Origin of the sequence: Roseofilum sp. Guam, assembly GCF_017746735.1 — a bacterium.
Lineage (GTDB): Bacteria > Cyanobacteriota > Cyanobacteriia > Cyanobacteriales > Desertifilaceae > Roseofilum > Roseofilum reptotaenium.
In genome coordinates this window covers 83,639-100,494 of record NZ_JAGHZN010000014.1, presented here as the reverse complement: position 1 = coordinate 100,494, position 16,856 = coordinate 83,639, and the positions used below count along the sequence as shown (strand labels likewise).

Here is a 16,856-nt window from a genome sequence, read left to right as displayed (position 1 = left end):
ACGTTGGTCGCGCGTTAAACCGGCAAGCTTGCCATGGTAATTTGCCAGGTGACGTAGAGCGTGGGTTTGGGTGAAGCCTGTTCCTACTTGGGAAATGTAATCAGCCAATCTCTGCCCCATTTGACGGGTATAAATATCTTTAATCGTGTCCGGATTACTACTGGCTTTAGGGATACATTCAGGTATCTTAACTCTTGGGTCTTTTATTCCCAGTAATTCAACCAAGTTAGGGTAATCGGGGTGAATCATCGGACGTGCAATACGTTTGCCTGTTTTAATTGTGATGTAATGACGCTCTCCGCTAGTATCAATTATCCAAAAGCCTTCGTCAATAACTACAATATTTTCGTTGTTACTGGGGTCATGAAGTGCATAAAAGGTGTAACCATCTAAAGTAATTGCTTTATCAAAATTCAAAATTGCTTTGAACTCAGAGGCACGAAAGCCGTAAATTAAATTAATGCAGATAGCTTTCATCCATGATTTACGTGACTCTATGTTACGCAATTGAACTTTAGTTAAGCTATATCCACCAAAGCCAAGGACTCTATCCCTGAAGTCAAGAAAAGACTCAATGTCAATAGCTTGCATTTTGGTTTTGCTAACAATCTTTAAAGTACCAAAGTGCTTAGTTACTTTGTCTAAATCAAAAAAAAGTCTAGTATCTCGAAGAAGTTTTATAACACCGGTATAAGCATTCTTGAAGCCCTTAGAACACAATGTCTGAGAGCCAGTCGTAGAAATAATTAATTGACCCCAGTTCCTCATGATTTCAGAGATTATGTTTTCCCCGGTAAGCCTGAGACATGGATTGAGTTTTTTGTAATGTCCGCCATAAGTCTTATTATATACACTCAAGCTGTTAGTCGTCAGCTTTTCGTCATTCCTATTTCGGTCACACTTGTCGCGACCTAGTAGGTAGTTTGATTTGACAGTCTCAATGGCTTGACCAATGGTAATAATGTCATTCTTGAGGAGTACAATACCTTTAATTTCTGACTCATACCACGACCAGAATTCAGACTCTGCTTCAGTCTCCTTGAGTTTGTTGAAGACAGCTAAGGCTTTAGCTAGAGCATTAATACAGCCATCACGAGTGAAGTCCTCATTACAGGAATTATTCACCGTTGCTGGTTTGGTGGCTGTTTTGAACCGGAGATACAAACGATTACCACCACGAACAATCCGAATGCCCTTGGGGGTGCTTTTCTGGCAAGCCTTCAGGTAAGTCCTGACCAATTCGTGGTCTACCTGCTTGGAGATGTCAATCTGATTAGAGTAAAGATACTCATTGACTAGGCTCCACGCCTCTCCCGTGTAAGCGTCCATCTTCAACACACTTTCAACACATTTCTAGGGTTTAGTGCGTTGAATGTATGCAGGGAAAGGCTTTTAGCCATTGGAATGACATCAACCCCTCAAAGGTTCACAGGTTCGAGTCCCGTTACGTCCATCCCAGTCACAGCAAGGGTTTCAGCCGTTTGAGATTTTTCTCTAAAAATACCCCTGTACCAAATCGGTTTGGGTCATAGGCCATTAGGCTTGAGTCGAACTTACCGAGGGCGATATCGGCGGCGATCGCATTGGCTCTAGCGTAAGCTGAGGCGATCGCCGCTTGGGTAATTCCCCCTGGGATGGTCAATGAGTAACGCTTGCCCCCATTCTCGGATTTCACCGGTCTCTGGGTCGCGTGGCTCTATTGCTGAAAAACCTCGTTTGTTGACCTTCTACACTCTCACGATCCGCCATCCCTCGCTGGTTTTTGCCTGAATCACCTCTCCTTTTCGGGGGAGTTTTGGGTGGTCTGGGGGGATTGCCTCAAAGAGTGGAGGCAGTTCCTTGAGTTCATCGAGTGGAATTGAAAGCTCTTTTAGGTCTGACTTGTCCCGAACAAATACGGGGGTCAGTGCGGATAGGTCAACCCTCTCATCTTTATGCAGGGGGCATACTAGCTCCACCAACGCCTTGCCCTGCCCGACTTCCTTGACATAGCCGAAGATCGAACTTCCCGGAGCAAGCTTTTATCGTTGAAAGACGTTTCATGGTTTGGCCAAGAAAGGGAGTCTATTACACTCCATGGCATTGAGGGGGTCAGCGGTTCGAGTCCGCTTAGCTCCATTCGGTTTCAGCTTTTTCCCAAAGCCCTTGCACCACTGGTGTGCTAATCCTGGAACCCAAACATCCGATTTTCACCAGGGCGATCGCGATCTCCAAAAATGACAGAAGAGCGATCGAGAACAATCGCTGTATAACATAGGCATTAAAGGTTACTTTGAAATTCTTCAAGTAAATCCATTAAATTTAGCTGTGCCTGCATGGGCATTAAATCTAACAGGGTGATTTGACTGCGTCCTCCCCCTAATTTTACAGTTATTTCTTGCAAAATTTCCAACACCTTGTTTTCTTCGAGGCCATTTTCTGCTAATAAAGGATAGAGACGCTCGGCTAAAGGGGTATGAAGATGGGCATCATTAAGATAAAGATGCCATTTGGTAATATCCATATAAACATTTTCACCGATTTCTGCCGCTAAGTTTTCAATGGACTCTGTGGGATAGCTACGACTCATGAATCTTCCTCCTCGTTCAGTGTTGGAGATTGGGTAATAGTCGATTATACAACAAATACTCATTGACGAAACTTAATTATATGTTAAAACAGACCTACTAGAGTTGCTCGATAACAGGATGGATAACTTCATTCATAAATTAAACTCATTTTCTTATAAACATACTATTTTTTTCCTGATTATATTATTTTGTTTGAGTATTGGTATCGGTTTAGCGAACACCTATCAAATGTCATCAAATTTAATTAAAGATCAAGCAATATCAACAGCAATTTTCTATTCTAATTTAATCCAAGAAGCGAGAAATCTGTATAGCTCTGAAGTGATCGATCGCGCCCAAGAGGTTGATGGTATTTCTGTTTCTCATAATTATCTCAATATTACAGGCGCAATTCCTTTACCCGCAACATTCTTGATGAAGTTAGGATGGAAGATTCGCGAACAAAATACAGGGATGATGGTTAAGCTCTATAGTGACTATCCTTTTCGAGGTGGCCAAGCGATGATCAAACAAACCATTAGCGATCAATTTGAGCAAGATGCTTTATCCGCCCTAAGAAAGAGTCCGAATGAACCCTATTACCGATTTGAAAAGAGAGCAGGATATTCATCTTTACGATATGCCCAAGCAGACATCATGGAGCCGACTTGTGTTGCTTGTCATAATACCCATCCAGATAGCCCAAAAACAGATTGGGAAATAGGAGATGTACGTGGGATTTTAGAGATTATTTTACCTTTAGATGAGTTTATTGAAGAAACTCATAAGCATTTAAAGGAAACATTGATGATGCTGTTTTTTCACTCGATTTTGGCTCTTTCAGCGATTGTTGTCGTGATTAATCGGTTACGCCAAACATCGCAAGAGCTGGAACGGCGAGTGGTTGAACGAACCGCTCAACTACAAGAAGCGAATCAAGAACTCGAAAGTGAACAACAAAAATCCGATCGCCTCTTGCTCAATATACTTCCCAAACCGATCGCTGACCAATTGAAGCAGGGCCATAATCCGATCGCTGAATGGTTTCCTGAGGTTACCATTTTATTTGCAGATATTGTGGGATTTACGAAGTTAGCCTCGTCGATTTCTGCACCCACATTAGTCAATTATCTCAATGAAATTTTTTCGTCCTTTGATTATTGGGCAGATGAGTATCAGTTGGAAAAAATTAAAACCATTGGGGATAATTATATGGTTGTGGGAGGTGTGCCTACCAATCGACCAAATGCGGCGATCGCTGTGGCGGAAATGGCGCTGAAAATCCAAGAAGAGGTGTTTAAGTTTAACCTTAAACACCAAACCCTGCTTACTATCCGCATTGGGATCAATACCGGGCCGGTTGTGGCTGGGGTAATTGGTAAGAAAAAATTTATTTATGACCTTTGGGGCGATGCGGTGAATATTGCCAGCCGAATGGAATCCCATTGTCTACCTGGAAAAATACAGGTAACAAAAGAAACCTATAATGCATTGAGGGATGACTATCAGTTAGAAAAACGAGGTGAGATTGAGGTCAAAGGTAAAGGAAAAATGACTACCTATTTTCTGGAAGGGCGAATAACTCCATAGGGCGATGAATCTTCCTGAGCGATCGCCACTCTATAGAATCGCCATTGACTTCAGACAATAAACTCTTGCTCAGTCAGGCTTTGAGGCATTAATAGATCCTTAAAAGAGCCTAAGATTGCCCTGCAAAGGTCAAAAAGCTGATACAATCCTTCAAAGTGCTTAAGTAATTTGATAAAAGGTTCCTGGATGACCAACTACAGTAGTTCTGAAGCCATAGCCGATCTTAATCGCCGAAGAGTGATTAATACGATCACCTTAACCCTGCCTAGAATAGGGTTCATTGTGGCGATCGCCGCAGTAATCTGGTGGGAAAAAGGGGTGACTCCCCTTGATATCGCCTTACTCGTCGGTTTTTACATCCTCACCATTCTAGGGGTGAGTGTAGGATATCATCGCTTATTCTCCCATAAAGCGTTTAAGACTGGGCCCATTCTAAAAGCCCTGATCGGTATTGCTGCTTGTATATCGACTCAAGGAACGATCGCCAGTTGGGTCAGCCACCATCGCCAGCATCACCTATACAGCGATCAACCTGGAGATGTTCATTCGCCCCACCTACATGGAAAAAGCTTCTGGGGACAACTGCAAGGATTTTGGCACGGCCATTTTGGTTGGATGGTTGGTGCAACTTGGGTGGAACCCTTACCCTATATCAATGACTTAAAGAGCGATCGCACTGTAGAATTCGTCGATCGCTGGTGTTTACTCTGGATTGTACTGGGTTTAGCGCTCCCGGCTGCTATTGAAGGAGCCATTTGTGGATCTTGGGAAGGCGCTCTGCGAGGCCTGATCTGGGGCGGAGCTTTACGAATTATGCTCAGTTTCCAAGGAACCCTCTCCGTTAACTCGATTTGCCATTTGTGGGGGACTCAACCCTTCAAGACTGGAGATTTCAGCCGCAATAATCCCCTGATTGCCATTATTACTTTAGGGGAAGGTTGGCACAATAACCATCATGCTTTTCCTTACTCTGCCCGGTTTAGCATGAATTGGTGGCAAGTCGATTTTTCTTGGTGGGTGATTGCCCTGCTGCAACGCCTAGGTTTAGTCTGGGATGTTAAATTCCCTTCGGATCAAGATGTTGAGCGCAAGCAACAGGAAAATGCTGTTCTGGCTAATTAGCTCCTCGTTCTTGCTTCACTCTCTTCTGTCACTTTGGGACAAAGGGGGATGAAATTCTAATTATTGATCATATGTTAGCGATCGCAGCACTCTGACCTAGTTGGGAACTTGCGATCACACACACGAATAGCACGGGAGCTTAGTAGCCCCGTAACTAAAGTTATGGGGCTACTAAGCGGCGATGACAAACTCTGTGGGATTACCCTGACTTATTTTGATACCGTTGAGTAACTTTACTTGACGGTAATTTTGTTTCCAGAAGAGTTTACTGGTGAGAGTGATCACAGTCGAATCTATGGTCAATAACATCAGTAACTCTACCTTATTCTTTTTTTCAACTTCTGAGTTAACTGATAATATATTCGATATAAATGATGGTCTTGTCTCGATTTACATGCCTTGGAAAATGTGGATATATCTACGTCGATTCCACTATGATTCAATCGATAAACCAATTCTATTGCCTCTTGCCTCTTGCCTCTTACCTCAAACCATAACCTCACTGTCCTAATCAACTCTTTCACTGCTATACCATTAATAAAGCAGCAAAGATAACCATTGATTATTGTCTAAAATATAAAATCGGGAGAATAGTATTGGGTTAGAATGAGGGACAAAAACAATAAATTAAATTAGGGAATAAGGTGAATCAGGAGTTTGTCTTAAGCCCTACATCTAGACTTAAAAATAGAATTAAACAACTGGAAGCCATCTGGAAAACGAATTAAGCGAGGTCTATATCAATCAGATACTGGTTGGTTAATTAATGATGATTACAATCGAGCAGAAAATATCCTTACCAAGGTAGCTAGAAGGTTTAAATTTGATTTAAGCCGATATGATTAGCAAAGCTTTGTTGCACATCGATTTTTCCTGCCCATAGATCGCTCAAAAAGAGATGGCTTATCGTTATTTGAGCGTCAACTGTACTTCATAAGAGCGGGAACTGCTGTATTTTTTAGTTCTGAACGCTTAATCTATTATTCAATAAACTGTAAGACCTTCACCTTAGCATCAGAGGAATAGCGAGTTGAAGCGGTTTCTAACTTCTTTAACTGTCCCAACGCCAAACTACAGGCAAACCCATATTTGGCTTTCACGCGATCGCTGCCTTCTTGCAGAGCCGTGCGCGATCGCAGCATAAAATTGGCCACCTCGTACTCGGTTTGGGCAGTTAAATGCTTTTGTACCACTAAAGAAGGAGAATAGCAAACTTCTCGGATTCCATCGGGCCACTCAATCTCAAAGCGTATTTCTGGCATGGATCAATTGCGATTTGAAATAACAAGGACAACCATCGCCTTGGATTGTAACAGGAAGATCGCCAAGCCTATCTGAAAAAGAATCAATTTATCTGACCACTATCGATTTCGCTAGGGTGTGATCGCAATTTTCCTGACTGGCAATCAATTTATCCGGTTGTTCCTATCCATCTCACTAGACTTAGATTTTATGTAGCTAGACATACAAAAATCAAATTGTGGAGGGCATTAATCTACCTTCGAGAGTAAGGCATCACGTTATGCCAAATCATGCTGAATCTACAAAAAAAATTGAGGAATTGTCGTGCCAGAAGTAACTACCCCCAAACACCAAGCCGGTGACTTTTTTGTTGATTACGAAGAGAAAGTTTTTCCAGATGTTAAAGCCGAACCTGGTGAAAAAGCCCTGGTTACCTTCCACACGGTTGCCTTTGAAGGTTCCATTGGTTTAGTAAATCTATTGCAAGCGACGCGCCTGATTCGTAAAGGATTTGAAACCTCAGTTCTTCTTTATGGCCCAGGTGTTACCCTAGGTATTCAACGCGGTTTTCCCAAACTTGGGGATGAAGCTTTTCCCGGACATATGGCCATGAATAATCAGTTGGTCAAAATCATGGAAGAAGGCGGTAAAGTTTACGCTTGTCGCTTTGCTCTACAAGCCCTTTACGGTCACGGTGAACCCTCTTTAATCCCTGGAATTATTCCCATTAATCCTCTCGATGTCCTCGATATTGTTTTAGTTCATCGCCAAGCAGGGGCCTTGATCTTGGATTCTTGGACTATGTAATCCATTCCCCATCGCTTGTTCCTTATTCCCTCATCTAAAGCGTTCTATGATGCTCGACTATACTGGCACAATTCGTGCGGCTGCCGCTCAAATTTCTCCCGTTTTATTCAGTCGGGAAGGAACATTAAACAAAGTCCTTGAGGCGATCGCACAAGCCGCCCAACAGGATGCGCGCTTAATCGTTTTTCCAGAGACTTTCGTTCCCTACTATCCCTATTTTTCCTTCATTCAACCTCCAGTTCTGATGGGAAAGGAACATATGCGCCTTTATGAGGAGGCCGTAACCATTCCGGGGCCGGCGGTAGAGGCTGTGGCTCAAGCTGCTAGTCAGTATGGCATGGTGGTGGTTTTAGGGATCAACGAACGAGATGCGGGGTCACTCTATAACACGCAACTGATCTTTGATGCCGATGGCACTTTGGCTCTCAAACGGCGGAAAATTACCCCCACTTATCACGAACGCATGGTTTGGGGTCAAGGAGATGGATCGGGCTTACAAGTGGTCGATACAGCCATTGGTAAAGTGGGCGCACTCGCCTGTTGGGAACATTACAATCCTCTCGCCCGCTATGCGTTGATGGCGCAGCACGAGCAGATTCATTGTTCTCAATTTCCCGGTTCTCTCGTTGGCGATATCTTCACAGAGCAAATTGAGGTGACCATTCGCCATCATGCTCTCGAGTCTGGTTGTTTTGTGGTCAATGCCACCAGTTGGTTATCTCCGGAACAAGTGCAACAAATTACGACAGATGAGCGCTTGCAAAAGGTGTTGCAAGGGGGATGCAATACCGCCATTATCGGGCCGGAAGGGAATCATTTAGCTACGCCTTTAACAGAAGGCGAAGGGTTGGTGATTGCCGATTTAGATTTTTCGCTGTTGACGAAGCGCAAGCGCATGATGGATTCTGTCGGACATTACGCTCGCCCGGAGTTGTTGCAGTTGCAGATCGATCGCGAACCGAAAGCGATGATGCGCGAAATCATGCGCGATCGCAACCCTCTATCGTTTGAGTCGATCGCTGGTTCGTCGAATGGTGGGGGTGCGGAATCTGTCCCGGAATCTTTAGATATGAAATTATGAATAAACAACGGTTAATTGTCGAACTGCAATCGCAAGGATTGCAACTGACCGGGCAAAATGGAGGAGCATCGGGTCGTCAAGGCGGTGCGGGTCCCTCGGATCATAAGGCGATCGCCGTTAATGGGACGACGGTTATGGTTCCAGTCTATACGGGGACGGCCGCTGATTCTCCTTACAGCCTGGCCTCATCTCATACGGAGGCAATCGAGAGTACCCTAGCCCATCGCGGGGAAACCGTTGCTTCGATTTCGTTTCCCCGACAACCTCGGTTTTATGACCTGAAAACGGCGGAGGGGATTCCTTACAAACAGATTGCATTGCTGCACAGTCATGATGTTTTGGCGACAACGGTTTTGCAAACCTGTATGCGTTATGGCGATCGCGAGAGCGCCTGTCAATTTTGTGCGATCGGGCAGTCGTTAGCAGCGGGGCAAACTATTGCTCGCAAAACGCCCGCCCAATTAGCAGAGGTGGCAGAAGCAGCCGTCCGTTTGGATGGAGTCAAGCAGATAGTCATGACGACGGGAACGCCGAATACGAGCGATCGCGGGGCGGCTTATTTGGCAGAGTGCGCGCGGGCGATTAAACAACGGGTGAAGATTCCTATTCAAGCTCAATGCGAACCTCCCGCAGATTTTATCTGGTTCCAGCGAATGCGGGATGCGGGGATTGAAAATTTGGGGATGCATCTGGAAGCCGTCACCCCAGAAGTGCGCGCCAAAATCATGCCGGGTAAGGCAGAAGTTTCCTTAGAATACTACTTTGAGGCGTTTGCCGCAGCAGTCGAGGTGTTTGGTTGGGGGCAGGTGAGTACCTATTTGCTAGCTGGTTTAGGTGACAGTTTAGAGGCATTGATAGCAGCGAGCGATCGCCTGATCCAAACCGGCGTTTATCCCTTTGTTGTCCCTTTTGTCCCGATTACGGGAACGCCTTTGGAGCATACTCCCGCACCGGATAGCGAATTTATGTACCGTTTGTACCAAGCGATCGGGGATTTGTTACGAAAAGCGGGAATGTCATCTCAAAACATGCAAGCCGGTTGTGCCAAATGCGGTGCATGTTCGGCGCTATCAACCTTTGAATCCTAATGTTGCGTGATCGCGTGTCGGTCTTTCTCCTCAGTCACCGAGCTGTTTTCTAAAATCAGTTTTGGATAAACAATACGGGCAAAGGCACAAGAGAGGAAGGGCGATCGCCATTTTGGAATCATCGTAACTTGCCGACCACTTGAAATGGCCCTACCTCTTTGCGTTTAAATACCTGACTTATCCAAAACTGAGGTTTCTTAGAAGACTAAAGATACCCTATTCCGGTTTGGCTTCAGCTTTTTCTTGCTCGATCTGTTCTTTAGTCGGAAGCGTATTTTTTTCTTGAGTTTCAGTGTTCTTCAGTTTCGATTTATCAAACTTAGCCACTTCCGAGATATCGGGTTTATCTGTCATAGGAATAGACCTCCTGGTTAAAATGATAGGAACGATAAAGAAGTGAACAATGCCACCAGCTTTAGAAACACTTACGATGGACAATTGATGGGCCGCTTTCCTCGTATTCTTGCTGGCTAATCCACATCTGTTGGAAGGTAGACAAAGAAGCCAGAATAGAGCCACCAATCCAAACACTATATTTGCGTTCCGGAGGTGCAATAATCTTAATCTTCATGGTGGGAGGAGCCAGAGCCGAAATTTCTTTCTGCATCCGATCGGCAATTCCTGGGAACATCGTTGTTCCCCCACTCAGAACCGTGTTGGCATACAGATCTTTACGAATATCCACATCGCATTTCATAATCGAATTGTATGTGGTTTCGTGAATTCCCGCCGATTCCATGCCAATAAAGGCAGGTTGGAACAAGGTTTCCGGACACCGGAATCGCTCGTTGCCCAGGGTGATGACTTGACCATCCGGTAGCTCATAAGATTTTTCTAAAGAACGGCTACTGGCTGCTGTTTGCATCTCCTGCTCGAAATCGAGAGCAACATAGCATAATTTTTCTTTAATATCGCGGACAATTTCCCGTTCTGCGGTCGTGTTTAAACTATATCCCCGCTCGGCCAAGATTTTCACTAGATAGTCGGTTAAATCTCGGCCGGCTAAATCGAGGCGAATAATGGCATGAGGGAGGGCATATCCTTCATAAATTGGAACTGTATGACTGACTCCATCGCCAGAGTCTAAAACAATTCCAGTGGTGCGCCCGCTGGCGTAGAGTGAGAGAACGGCTTGAATGGCAACATACATGGCCGGGACTTTAAATGTCTCGAACATAATTTGCGTCATTTTCTCGCGGTTTGCCTTGGGATTTAATGGCGCTTCAGTGAGTAAAACCGGGTGTTGAGACGGATCGATTTTCAGTTCGTTATAGAAGGTATGATGCCATATCTTCTCCATATCATCCCAGTTGGTAACAATTCCATGTTCGATGGGATTTTTGAGGGTCAGAATTCCTCGTTTGCTCTGGGCTTCGTCCCCAATATAAGAGTCTGGTTGCCCCGTTCCTATGTTCACTCCTTGATGGCGAGGTCTCCCCACAATACTGGGAAAGATGGCTCTTGGGGCATTGTCTCCAGCAAAGCCAGCTTTGACCATTCCTGAGCCATTGTCAATGACTATTGCTGCCACATCATCTGACATAGTGTTTGATTCCATTGGTTAGGTCTTGTCAAGGATAGCCTACCACCATTGTTGTTCGCGATCGGAGTCGCTTTATAAAAAGAATATGAAGAGTCGATCTGGGTAGGTGATATGGAGTGCTTCAGTGTGGGGAGCAAGGAAGAGAAGACAGAATTTAAGGAGAACAACTAGAAAAAATGAAATTGGTATCGAAATCGTCAAATTCAAGAGGCAAGTATTTGCTATCTTAATCCCAATAAAAAATATCATGAGAATCATAAAATTATGCGACATTCCTATCGATTTGAATTAGCACAAACAGCAACAGAGGTGAGAGAATACTATGGGCTGCGCTATGAGATTTTTTGCCAGGAACAGGATTTATTTCGCTGGAGCGATCGCGATGCTATTGATGATATCGCTTATCCAATTGTTGCGCTCACCGCTCCCCAGAGTATCTATCAACCGGATATTGCGGCTTGGGAACGAGTGGTGGGAGTGGTACGGATTTATGAGTCTCAGCCGGGTGTTTGGTATGGGGGACGCTTGGGTGTACATCGGCAGCACCGGCGCGGTTGGCGCATTGGCAAAGGTTTAATCGAAAAGGCTGTGCAAACGGCTCAGACTTGGGGCTGCTCGCAGTTTTTGGCAACCGTACAATTACAAAATGTGCGCTTCTTTCAACGGCTGCATTGGGATTCATTGCAAGAGTTGACGATTTGCGATCGCCCTCACCATCTGATGCAAGCAAATCTTGCTTATTATCCTCCCAATGGCGAACTGCGCCCCCAGGGAATCCCTCAGTGGTTAGAGGTTGCTTAAGTTATGGTGGCATTGTCAGACTTCGTCGCCCAGTTGCGTCGTTCTGTGGGTATTCGACAGAAGCAAGATATCCAGCTTGCCGCCCGATATCTTAGTGGAAATCCGGATAAAGATCCGCAATCTATTTTACTCGGAGATGACTGTGCGGCAATTTGGCAAGGCGATCGCTATCTGTTATTGGCTACTGAGGGAATGCTCCCTTCTTTAGTCACACAAGAGCCTTGGTTTGCGGGCTGGTGTGCTGTGATGGTGAATGTGAGCGATATCTATGCCATGGGAGGCGAACCCCTTGCTGTTGTCGATACGTTGTGGTTGCCTTCAACCAGCGAGAGTCGTCAACTTTGGGAAGGGATGCAAGCCGCAGCAGAGGCGTATCATGTGCCTATCGTGGGAGGACATACGAATGGAAATAGTCCTTATAGCGCGCTCTCTGTGGCTATTTTAGGACAAGCTCAACATCTAATAACGAGTTTTAATGCCCAAGAAGGAGATGTCTTGTTGATGGTAATTGACTTACGAGGCGAATTTTATCAAGATTATCTCTTCTGGAATGCTGCCACAAAAAGCGATCGCCAACGCCTTCGCGACGATCTGGCTATTCTGCCGCAAATTGCCCATTCTGGCTGGTGCGATGCTGGCAAAGATATTAGTATGGGGGGCGTATTGGGAACAGCGCTGATGTTATTAGAAACCTCTGGATGTGGTGCAGTGATTGACTTAGACGCAATTGTCCAACCGATAAACTGCGATCGCATGGCTTGGTTACAGAGTTTTCCCAGTTACGGGTTTTTATTAAGCGCGCGATCGCAATATGTGCCTTTCATCCAGAAAGCCTTTCACGAGCGGGGATTATCTTGTGAGGCAATTGGTTCTATTAATCAAAGTCAGGAACTGACTCTAAAACTAGGAACAGAACGTGCTAGATTCTGGAATTTAGGAGAAGAACCGTTGATGGGTTGGACAAGTTACAGCGCTTCGTGTGGCAGAAGGGTAATAGGTAATGGGTAATGGAAAACCATTTTTCACGCTATAGCAAAGGCAATTACTGTAATTCTTGGCAAAATCTAGCATGTCCTGTCCTTGAGAAATGATTTCTTGGACATTTTCAGCAGTAATATCATATCCGAGTAATCAGTTTAACTATGTACAATGCTTTTCCACCCCTATTCCCCATTTCCATTCCACCCATTCCACCACTACAACGCAAAGCGCTGTAAGACCTATAGCTGAGAAAGGGAGAGTTAGGACATTTTCATTTTCTATTGTCTCTTGCCTCAAACCATAACCTCACTGTCCTAATCAACTCTTTCACGGCTATATATCTAACCCATAAAAGAGGGAGAGTACAATCGATTCTCCCTCATCTCCTAGATTTAGGCGTGACTTAAAATTCACCATCTAGGGCAGAAACACACCGTTCGCATAAAGTAGGATGCTCGGCACTTTCGCCGACATGGGTGGAATAGTTCCAGCAGCGATCGCATTTTTTGCCCTCTGCTTTCACGACTCCAATGCCCAGATTATCGACGACTGCTTTATGCTCTAGCCCTTCTACAGCCTTGATATTGTCCACCAGTTCCACCTGAGAAGTGATGAACAGATAGCGCAATTCATCCACTCCATTACCAATGGTGACATCTTCTGGAGTCTTGGATGGTTTTTCTACAGTGTCCTTACAGAGCGAAGTTGTGGGGTCACTGACCGGAGTCGAAGTAACTTGTTCTGCAACGGGTGAACCCTCATCCATCGGTTTCGGAGGTGTTTGAGTTCCTATAAACTCTTGTACTGCGGTATTCACCTGACTCAAGAGAGCAGAGCGCTCTTGTGCATAGAACAACCGTTGACGTACAAACCAGATGGTATAGATAATACCGACCAATTCGAGCAGTAAGGAGACAATAGGTAATTTAAGCATGGTGTGAGCCGTTGTCCAGCCCACATTTAAAGTTGCTGCGCCACCGAGTAAAGTGAATAGGGTTAAAAAGGCGCGGGGGTAATCTTTTACCCATTGCCGCCATTGATTCCACCATTGGATAGCAAGTTGCAGGAATTCGGCCAACGATCCCTCTGCTGGAGGGGTGGCAGAGGAAGCATCCGATCCGACAGGTTCTGTAGGGGCAGGTTGATGAAAGGTTTGGTCTTCCAAGCTAGATCTTGGTGAACCTTCCCCTAGCGCGCTCTCTGGGATTTTTGCCACCGGTTGCGGTTGGGGTTTGAGGGCGACGGATAATTGAGGATTAAAGGCTTCTAAGTCTTCCTTGATCTTGGCATCCGACACATAGAGCAAGACTTTAGCTTCTAGAGCCGAGCCGATCGCCTTGGCATTCCGTGCCCCTTCTAACACCTTATTAACTTCTGTACGAATTTGACGCAGTTTTGTCCATTTTTCGGCTAATGGAGGATTGTGCCAATAGGGTTCCGTCACCAACCATCCAGACTGGAATACGGACTCATGGGACGTTTTGTAGGGTAGATTTTGCCAGATGTCTTCTGCCATGTGGGAGAGTACCGGAGCGATCGCCCGTGCTAGATTTTCGATAGCGATCGCCAATACCGTCTGGCAACTGCGGCGACGTTTGCCATTTTCGGCACTGATATAGAGCCGATCTTTAGCAATATCCAGATAGAAGTTGGACAAGTCCACTACGCAGAAATTCTGCACCGTTTGGAAGAAGCGGAAAAACTGATAACTTTCAAACGCTTCTGTCACTTGGGCGAACACTTCCCCCATGCGATGCAACATATACTGGTCTAATTCTGGCATTTCCTCATAGGGAACGCGATCGCGCTCTGGATCGAAATCATATAAATTCCCCAACAGAAACCGGGAGGTATTGCGAATCTTGCGATAGACATCCGCCAACTGTTTCAGAATTGTTTTACCAATGGGGACATCGGAAGAATAATCCACCGAAGACACCCAGAGACGCAGCACATCTGCTCCATAGGGAGGAGCCTCCTTCTTATTCTTACCGCCGTTAATAATGTCGAACGGATCGACCACATTCCCCAGAGACTTACTCATTTTCCGTCCCTGTTCATCCAAAGCAAACCCATGGGTGAGAACACTTTTATAGGGAGCCATTCCCTGAGTTGCCACACTGGTGAGCAAACTGGACTGGAACCAGCCCCGGTGTTGATCGGAGCCTTCCAAATACAAATCCACGGGATACTTCAACTCTTGCCGTGCTGCTGCCACACCTGCCCAGGAACAGCCAGAGTCAAACCACACATCCATGGTATCCATGCCTTTGCGATAGTTCTTCGCCTCTTTCTGGTATTTGGGCGGTAATAACTCTTCTACGGAAAGAGTCCACCAGGCATCGGAACCCTGCTCGCGGATAATATCCTTCACATGAGCGATCGTTTCTTCTGTTAACAGAGCTTCTCTGGTTTCCTGATGGTAGAACACGGGAATGGGCAATCCCCAACTCCGCTGTCTGGAAATACACCAGTCCGATCTCTCTTGCACCATGGATGTAATCCGGTTTTCGCCAGAAGACGGAATCCATTTCACCGACGAGATCGCCTCTAAAGCCTCCTCCCGGAACTTATCCACCGACGCAAACCATTGCTCAGTTGCCCGGAAAATCGTTGGTTTTTTGGTGCGCCAATCGTAAGGATACTTATGTACATAGGGCGATTGTTTGATTAATGCACCCGCTTCAGTCAGCGCTTCAATAATCGCTGGATTCGCATCCTTTAGCACATTTAATCCCGCAAACTTACCCGCCAATTGGGTCAAATCACCCGCGTCATTCACTGGCGACAACACTGGCAAACCATAGCGCTGACCGACAATAAAGTCATCTTGACCATGGCCGGGAGCTGTATGAACTAAGCCTGTTCCAGACTCCGTAGTCACATAATCGCCACCAATCACAACCGGTGACTCGCGATTAAACAAAGGATGTTGATAGGTGCAATGCTCCAAATCTTTCCCTTTCACCGTTGCCTTCAGCGTCAGTTTAATCTCTAGTTCTTCACAGAGGCGGGCGATCGCCCCTTCTGCCACCAAAATATACTTCGGCAGCATCCCCTTACCCGTAGATTCCGGTTCTGCATCACTCCCTTTCCCCAACCCCTTACTCCGAGTCTTGCTCGTTGGAGCTTCACCCCAAGGCGTTTCTACTACCGCATAGGTCAACCCTGGATTCACCGCTACTGCCAGATTTCCGGGAATTGTCCAAGGTGTCGTTGTCCAAATCGCCACCCCCAGATCCGGCATAAACGGATTGAGTTCCGAAAACACCCCATCATTCAGATGCACCATCCGGAACGCCCCATAGATACTATCAGACGTATGCCCTTCTGGATACTCCAACTCTGCCTCTGCTAGAGCCGTGCGAGAACTCGGACTCCAATGTACTGGTTTAAGTCCTCGATAAATATAGCCCTTGAGTACCATTTGCCCAAACACCTCAATTTGGGCCGCCTCATATTTGGGAGTCAACGTTAAATAAGGATTCTCCCAATTCCCCCAAACCCCGTAGCGTTTAAAACTTTCCCGTTGTTCATCAACCGTTTTTTGGGCAAACTCAGCCGCTTTTTGCCGTAATGTAATAGGAGTCAACTGCTTGCGCTCCTCCCCTTTCATCGCTTGAAGCACCTTCAGTTCAATGGGCAGCCCATGACAGTCCCACCCCGGTACATACCGGACTTTATGGCCTTGTAGCAACTTGTATTTATTAATAATATCCTTCAGGATTTTATTCAAAGCATGGCCCATATGCAGAGAACCATTAGCGTAGGGCGGCCCATCATGGAGAATAAACACATCCCCTGGATTCTCCTGGGAAAGCTTTTCATAAATCTGATGTTCTGCCCAAAATTTTTGCAGTTCAGGTTCTTTTTTCGGTGCATTTGCCCGCATATCAAAGCCAGTTTGGGGCAAATGGACGGTAGTTTTATAGTCTTTTGCTGCTGTCACGGTGCTATTGGGAAGGGTTAGGGACAAAAGGGTTCTGAGTCTGTAGTCAGATTTTAACAGGGAAGTTTATCGAGTTTGCACGACAATAGTGTTCCCCGAATTA

16 protein-coding genes are annotated in these 16,856 nt (G+C 45.7%); 7 read left to right on the top strand and 9 right to left on the bottom strand.

Annotated elements, in window-relative coordinates:
• The 3 genes from J7529_RS07060 to J7529_RS07050 form a co-directional block, all read right to left on the bottom strand.
• Positions 1-1,329, bottom strand: a 1,329-nt coding sequence (locus tag J7529_RS07060) for a hypothetical protein (protein WP_318728402.1), incomplete at its 3' end; no start/stop codon positions are given.
• Between the two features lie 130 nt (positions 1,330-1,459).
• A complete protein-coding gene (locus J7529_RS07055) occupies positions 1,460-1,675 on the bottom strand; it encodes a hypothetical protein (protein ID WP_318728401.1) in 216 nt (71 codons plus the stop codon).
• 585 nt (positions 1,676-2,260) lie between these two features.
• A complete protein-coding gene (locus J7529_RS07050; RefSeq protein ID WP_318728400.1) occupies positions 2,261-2,569 on the bottom strand; it encodes a DUF3181 family protein in 309 nt (102 codons plus the stop codon).
• Between the two features lie 229 nt (positions 2,570-2,798).
• On the opposite strand from J7529_RS07050, the gene J7529_RS07045 reads away from it, so the two are divergent.
• Together J7529_RS07045 and J7529_RS07040 are read left to right on the top strand one after the other, a co-directional pair.
• Positions 2,799-4,139: an adenylate/guanylate cyclase domain-containing protein gene (locus J7529_RS07045; protein ID WP_318728399.1), complete on the top strand. Its 1,341-nt coding sequence runs from the start codon at positions 2,799-2,801 to the stop codon at positions 4,137-4,139.
• A gap of 186 nt (positions 4,140-4,325) precedes the next feature.
• Entirely contained in the window at positions 4,326-5,261 is a 936-nt protein-coding gene (locus J7529_RS07040; RefSeq protein WP_318728398.1) for an acyl-CoA desaturase, read from the top strand.
• A 171-nt stretch (positions 5,262-5,432) separates the two neighbouring features.
• Here the strand turns inward: J7529_RS07040 and J7529_RS07035 are convergent, their stop codons facing one another.
• Positions 5,433-5,570 carry a hypothetical protein gene (locus tag J7529_RS07035; protein ID WP_271944029.1) on the bottom strand — a complete coding sequence of 46 codons (138 nt, stop codon included), beginning with the start codon at positions 5,568-5,570 and terminating at the stop codon, positions 5,433-5,435.
• Between the two features lie 671 nt (positions 5,571-6,241).
• The gene (locus tag J7529_RS07030; protein ID WP_271944027.1) at positions 6,242-6,523 is read right to left on the bottom strand and encodes an MSMEG_0570 family nitrogen starvation response protein; all 282 of its coding nucleotides are present in this window, start codon (positions 6,521-6,523) and stop codon (positions 6,242-6,244) included.
• Between the two features lie 304 nt (positions 6,524-6,827).
• On the opposite strand from J7529_RS07030, the gene J7529_RS07025 reads away from it, so the two are divergent.
• From J7529_RS07025 to J7529_RS07015, 3 genes are read left to right on the top strand one after another with little or no spacing between them, the layout of a single operon-like run.
• Positions 6,828-7,310, top strand: coding sequence for an MSMEG_0572/Sll0783 family nitrogen starvation response protein (locus J7529_RS07025; RefSeq protein ID WP_318728397.1), 483 nt, complete (start codon positions 6,828-6,830; stop codon positions 7,308-7,310).
• A gap of 49 nt (positions 7,311-7,359) precedes the next feature.
• Entirely contained in the window at positions 7,360-8,391 is a 1,032-nt protein-coding gene (locus J7529_RS07020) for a Nit6803 family nitrilase (protein ID WP_413038828.1), read from the top strand.
• Entirely contained in the window at positions 8,388-9,479 is a 1,092-nt protein-coding gene (locus J7529_RS07015; protein ID WP_271944023.1) for an MSMEG_0568 family radical SAM protein, read from the top strand. Before J7529_RS07020 ends, J7529_RS07015 begins: the two co-directional genes overlap by 4 nt.
• On the opposite strand, the gene J7529_RS07010 is transcribed toward J7529_RS07015, so the two are convergent.
• From J7529_RS07010 to J7529_RS07000, 3 genes are all read right to left on the bottom strand, one after another.
• Positions 9,476-9,601, bottom strand: a complete 126-nt coding sequence (locus J7529_RS07010) for a hypothetical protein (RefSeq protein WP_318728395.1) — start codon at positions 9,599-9,601, stop codon at positions 9,476-9,478. The two genes, J7529_RS07015 and J7529_RS07010, sit on opposite strands and share 4 nt — an antisense overlap.
• A 94-nt stretch (positions 9,602-9,695) precedes the next feature.
• Positions 9,696-9,833, bottom strand: coding sequence for a thymosin beta (locus J7529_RS07005; RefSeq protein ID WP_271944019.1), 138 nt, complete (start codon positions 9,831-9,833; stop codon positions 9,696-9,698).
• A 61-nt stretch (positions 9,834-9,894) separates the two neighbouring features.
• Positions 9,895-11,022, bottom strand: a complete 1,128-nt coding sequence (locus J7529_RS07000; RefSeq protein ID WP_318728394.1) for an actin, cytoplasmic 2 — start codon at positions 11,020-11,022, stop codon at positions 9,895-9,897.
• A 264-nt stretch (positions 11,023-11,286) separates the two neighbouring features.
• Between J7529_RS07000 and J7529_RS06995 the strand changes: the two genes are divergently transcribed.
• Both J7529_RS06995 and J7529_RS06990 read left to right on the top strand, forming a co-directional pair.
• The gene (locus tag J7529_RS06995) at positions 11,287-11,823 is read left to right on the top strand and encodes an MSMEG_0567/Sll0786 family nitrogen starvation N-acetyltransferase (RefSeq protein ID WP_318728393.1); all 537 of its coding nucleotides are present in this window, start codon (positions 11,287-11,289) and stop codon (positions 11,821-11,823) included.
• Positions 11,824-11,826: 3 nt separating this feature from the next.
• Entirely contained in the window at positions 11,827-12,831 is a 1,005-nt protein-coding gene (locus tag J7529_RS06990; RefSeq protein ID WP_318728392.1) for a sll0787 family AIR synthase-like protein, read from the top strand.
• Positions 12,832-13,207: 376 nt separating this feature from the next.
• Here the strand turns inward: J7529_RS06990 and ileS are convergent, their stop codons facing one another.
• The gene (gene ileS, locus J7529_RS06985) at positions 13,208-16,753 is read right to left on the bottom strand and encodes an isoleucine--tRNA ligase (RefSeq protein WP_318728391.1); all 3,546 of its coding nucleotides are present in this window, start codon (positions 16,751-16,753) and stop codon (positions 13,208-13,210) included.
• Positions 16,754-16,856 lie beyond the last annotated feature (103 nt).

Excerpts from the sequence above, each read along its gene's own strand:
- J7529_RS07050 (WP_318728400.1), bottom strand. The coding sequence starts at position 2,569 with ATGAGTCGTAGCTATCCCACAGAGTCCATTGAAAACTTAGCGGCAGAA.
- J7529_RS07045 (WP_318728399.1), top strand. The coding sequence starts at position 2,799 with ATGTCATCAAATTTAATTAAAGATCAAGCAATATCAACAGCAATTTTC.
- J7529_RS07040 (WP_318728398.1), top strand. The coding sequence starts at position 4,326 with ATGACCAACTACAGTAGTTCTGAAGCCATAGCCGATCTTAATCGCCGA.
- J7529_RS07035 (WP_271944029.1), bottom strand. The coding sequence starts at position 5,570 with ATGTTATTGACCATAGATTCGACTGTGATCACTCTCACCAGTAAACTC.
- J7529_RS07030 (WP_271944027.1), bottom strand. The coding sequence starts at position 6,523 with ATGCCAGAAATACGCTTTGAGATTGAGTGGCCCGATGGAATCCGAGAA.
- J7529_RS07020 (WP_413038828.1), top strand. The coding sequence starts at position 7,360 with ATGCTCGACTATACTGGCACAATTCGTGCGGCTGCCGCTCAAATTTCT.
- J7529_RS07015 (WP_271944023.1), top strand. The coding sequence starts at position 8,388 with ATGAATAAACAACGGTTAATTGTCGAACTGCAATCGCAAGGATTGCAA.
- J7529_RS07010 (WP_318728395.1), bottom strand. The coding sequence starts at position 9,601 with ATGATTCCAAAATGGCGATCGCCCTTCCTCTCTTGTGCCTTTGCCCGT.
- J7529_RS07005 (WP_271944019.1), bottom strand. The coding sequence starts at position 9,833 with ATGACAGATAAACCCGATATCTCGGAAGTGGCTAAGTTTGATAAATCG.
- J7529_RS07000 (WP_318728394.1), bottom strand. The coding sequence starts at position 11,022 with ATGTCAGATGATGTGGCAGCAATAGTCATTGACAATGGCTCAGGAATG.
- J7529_RS06995 (WP_318728393.1), top strand. The coding sequence starts at position 11,287 with ATGCGACATTCCTATCGATTTGAATTAGCACAAACAGCAACAGAGGTG.
- J7529_RS06990 (WP_318728392.1), top strand. The coding sequence starts at position 11,827 with ATGGTGGCATTGTCAGACTTCGTCGCCCAGTTGCGTCGTTCTGTGGGT.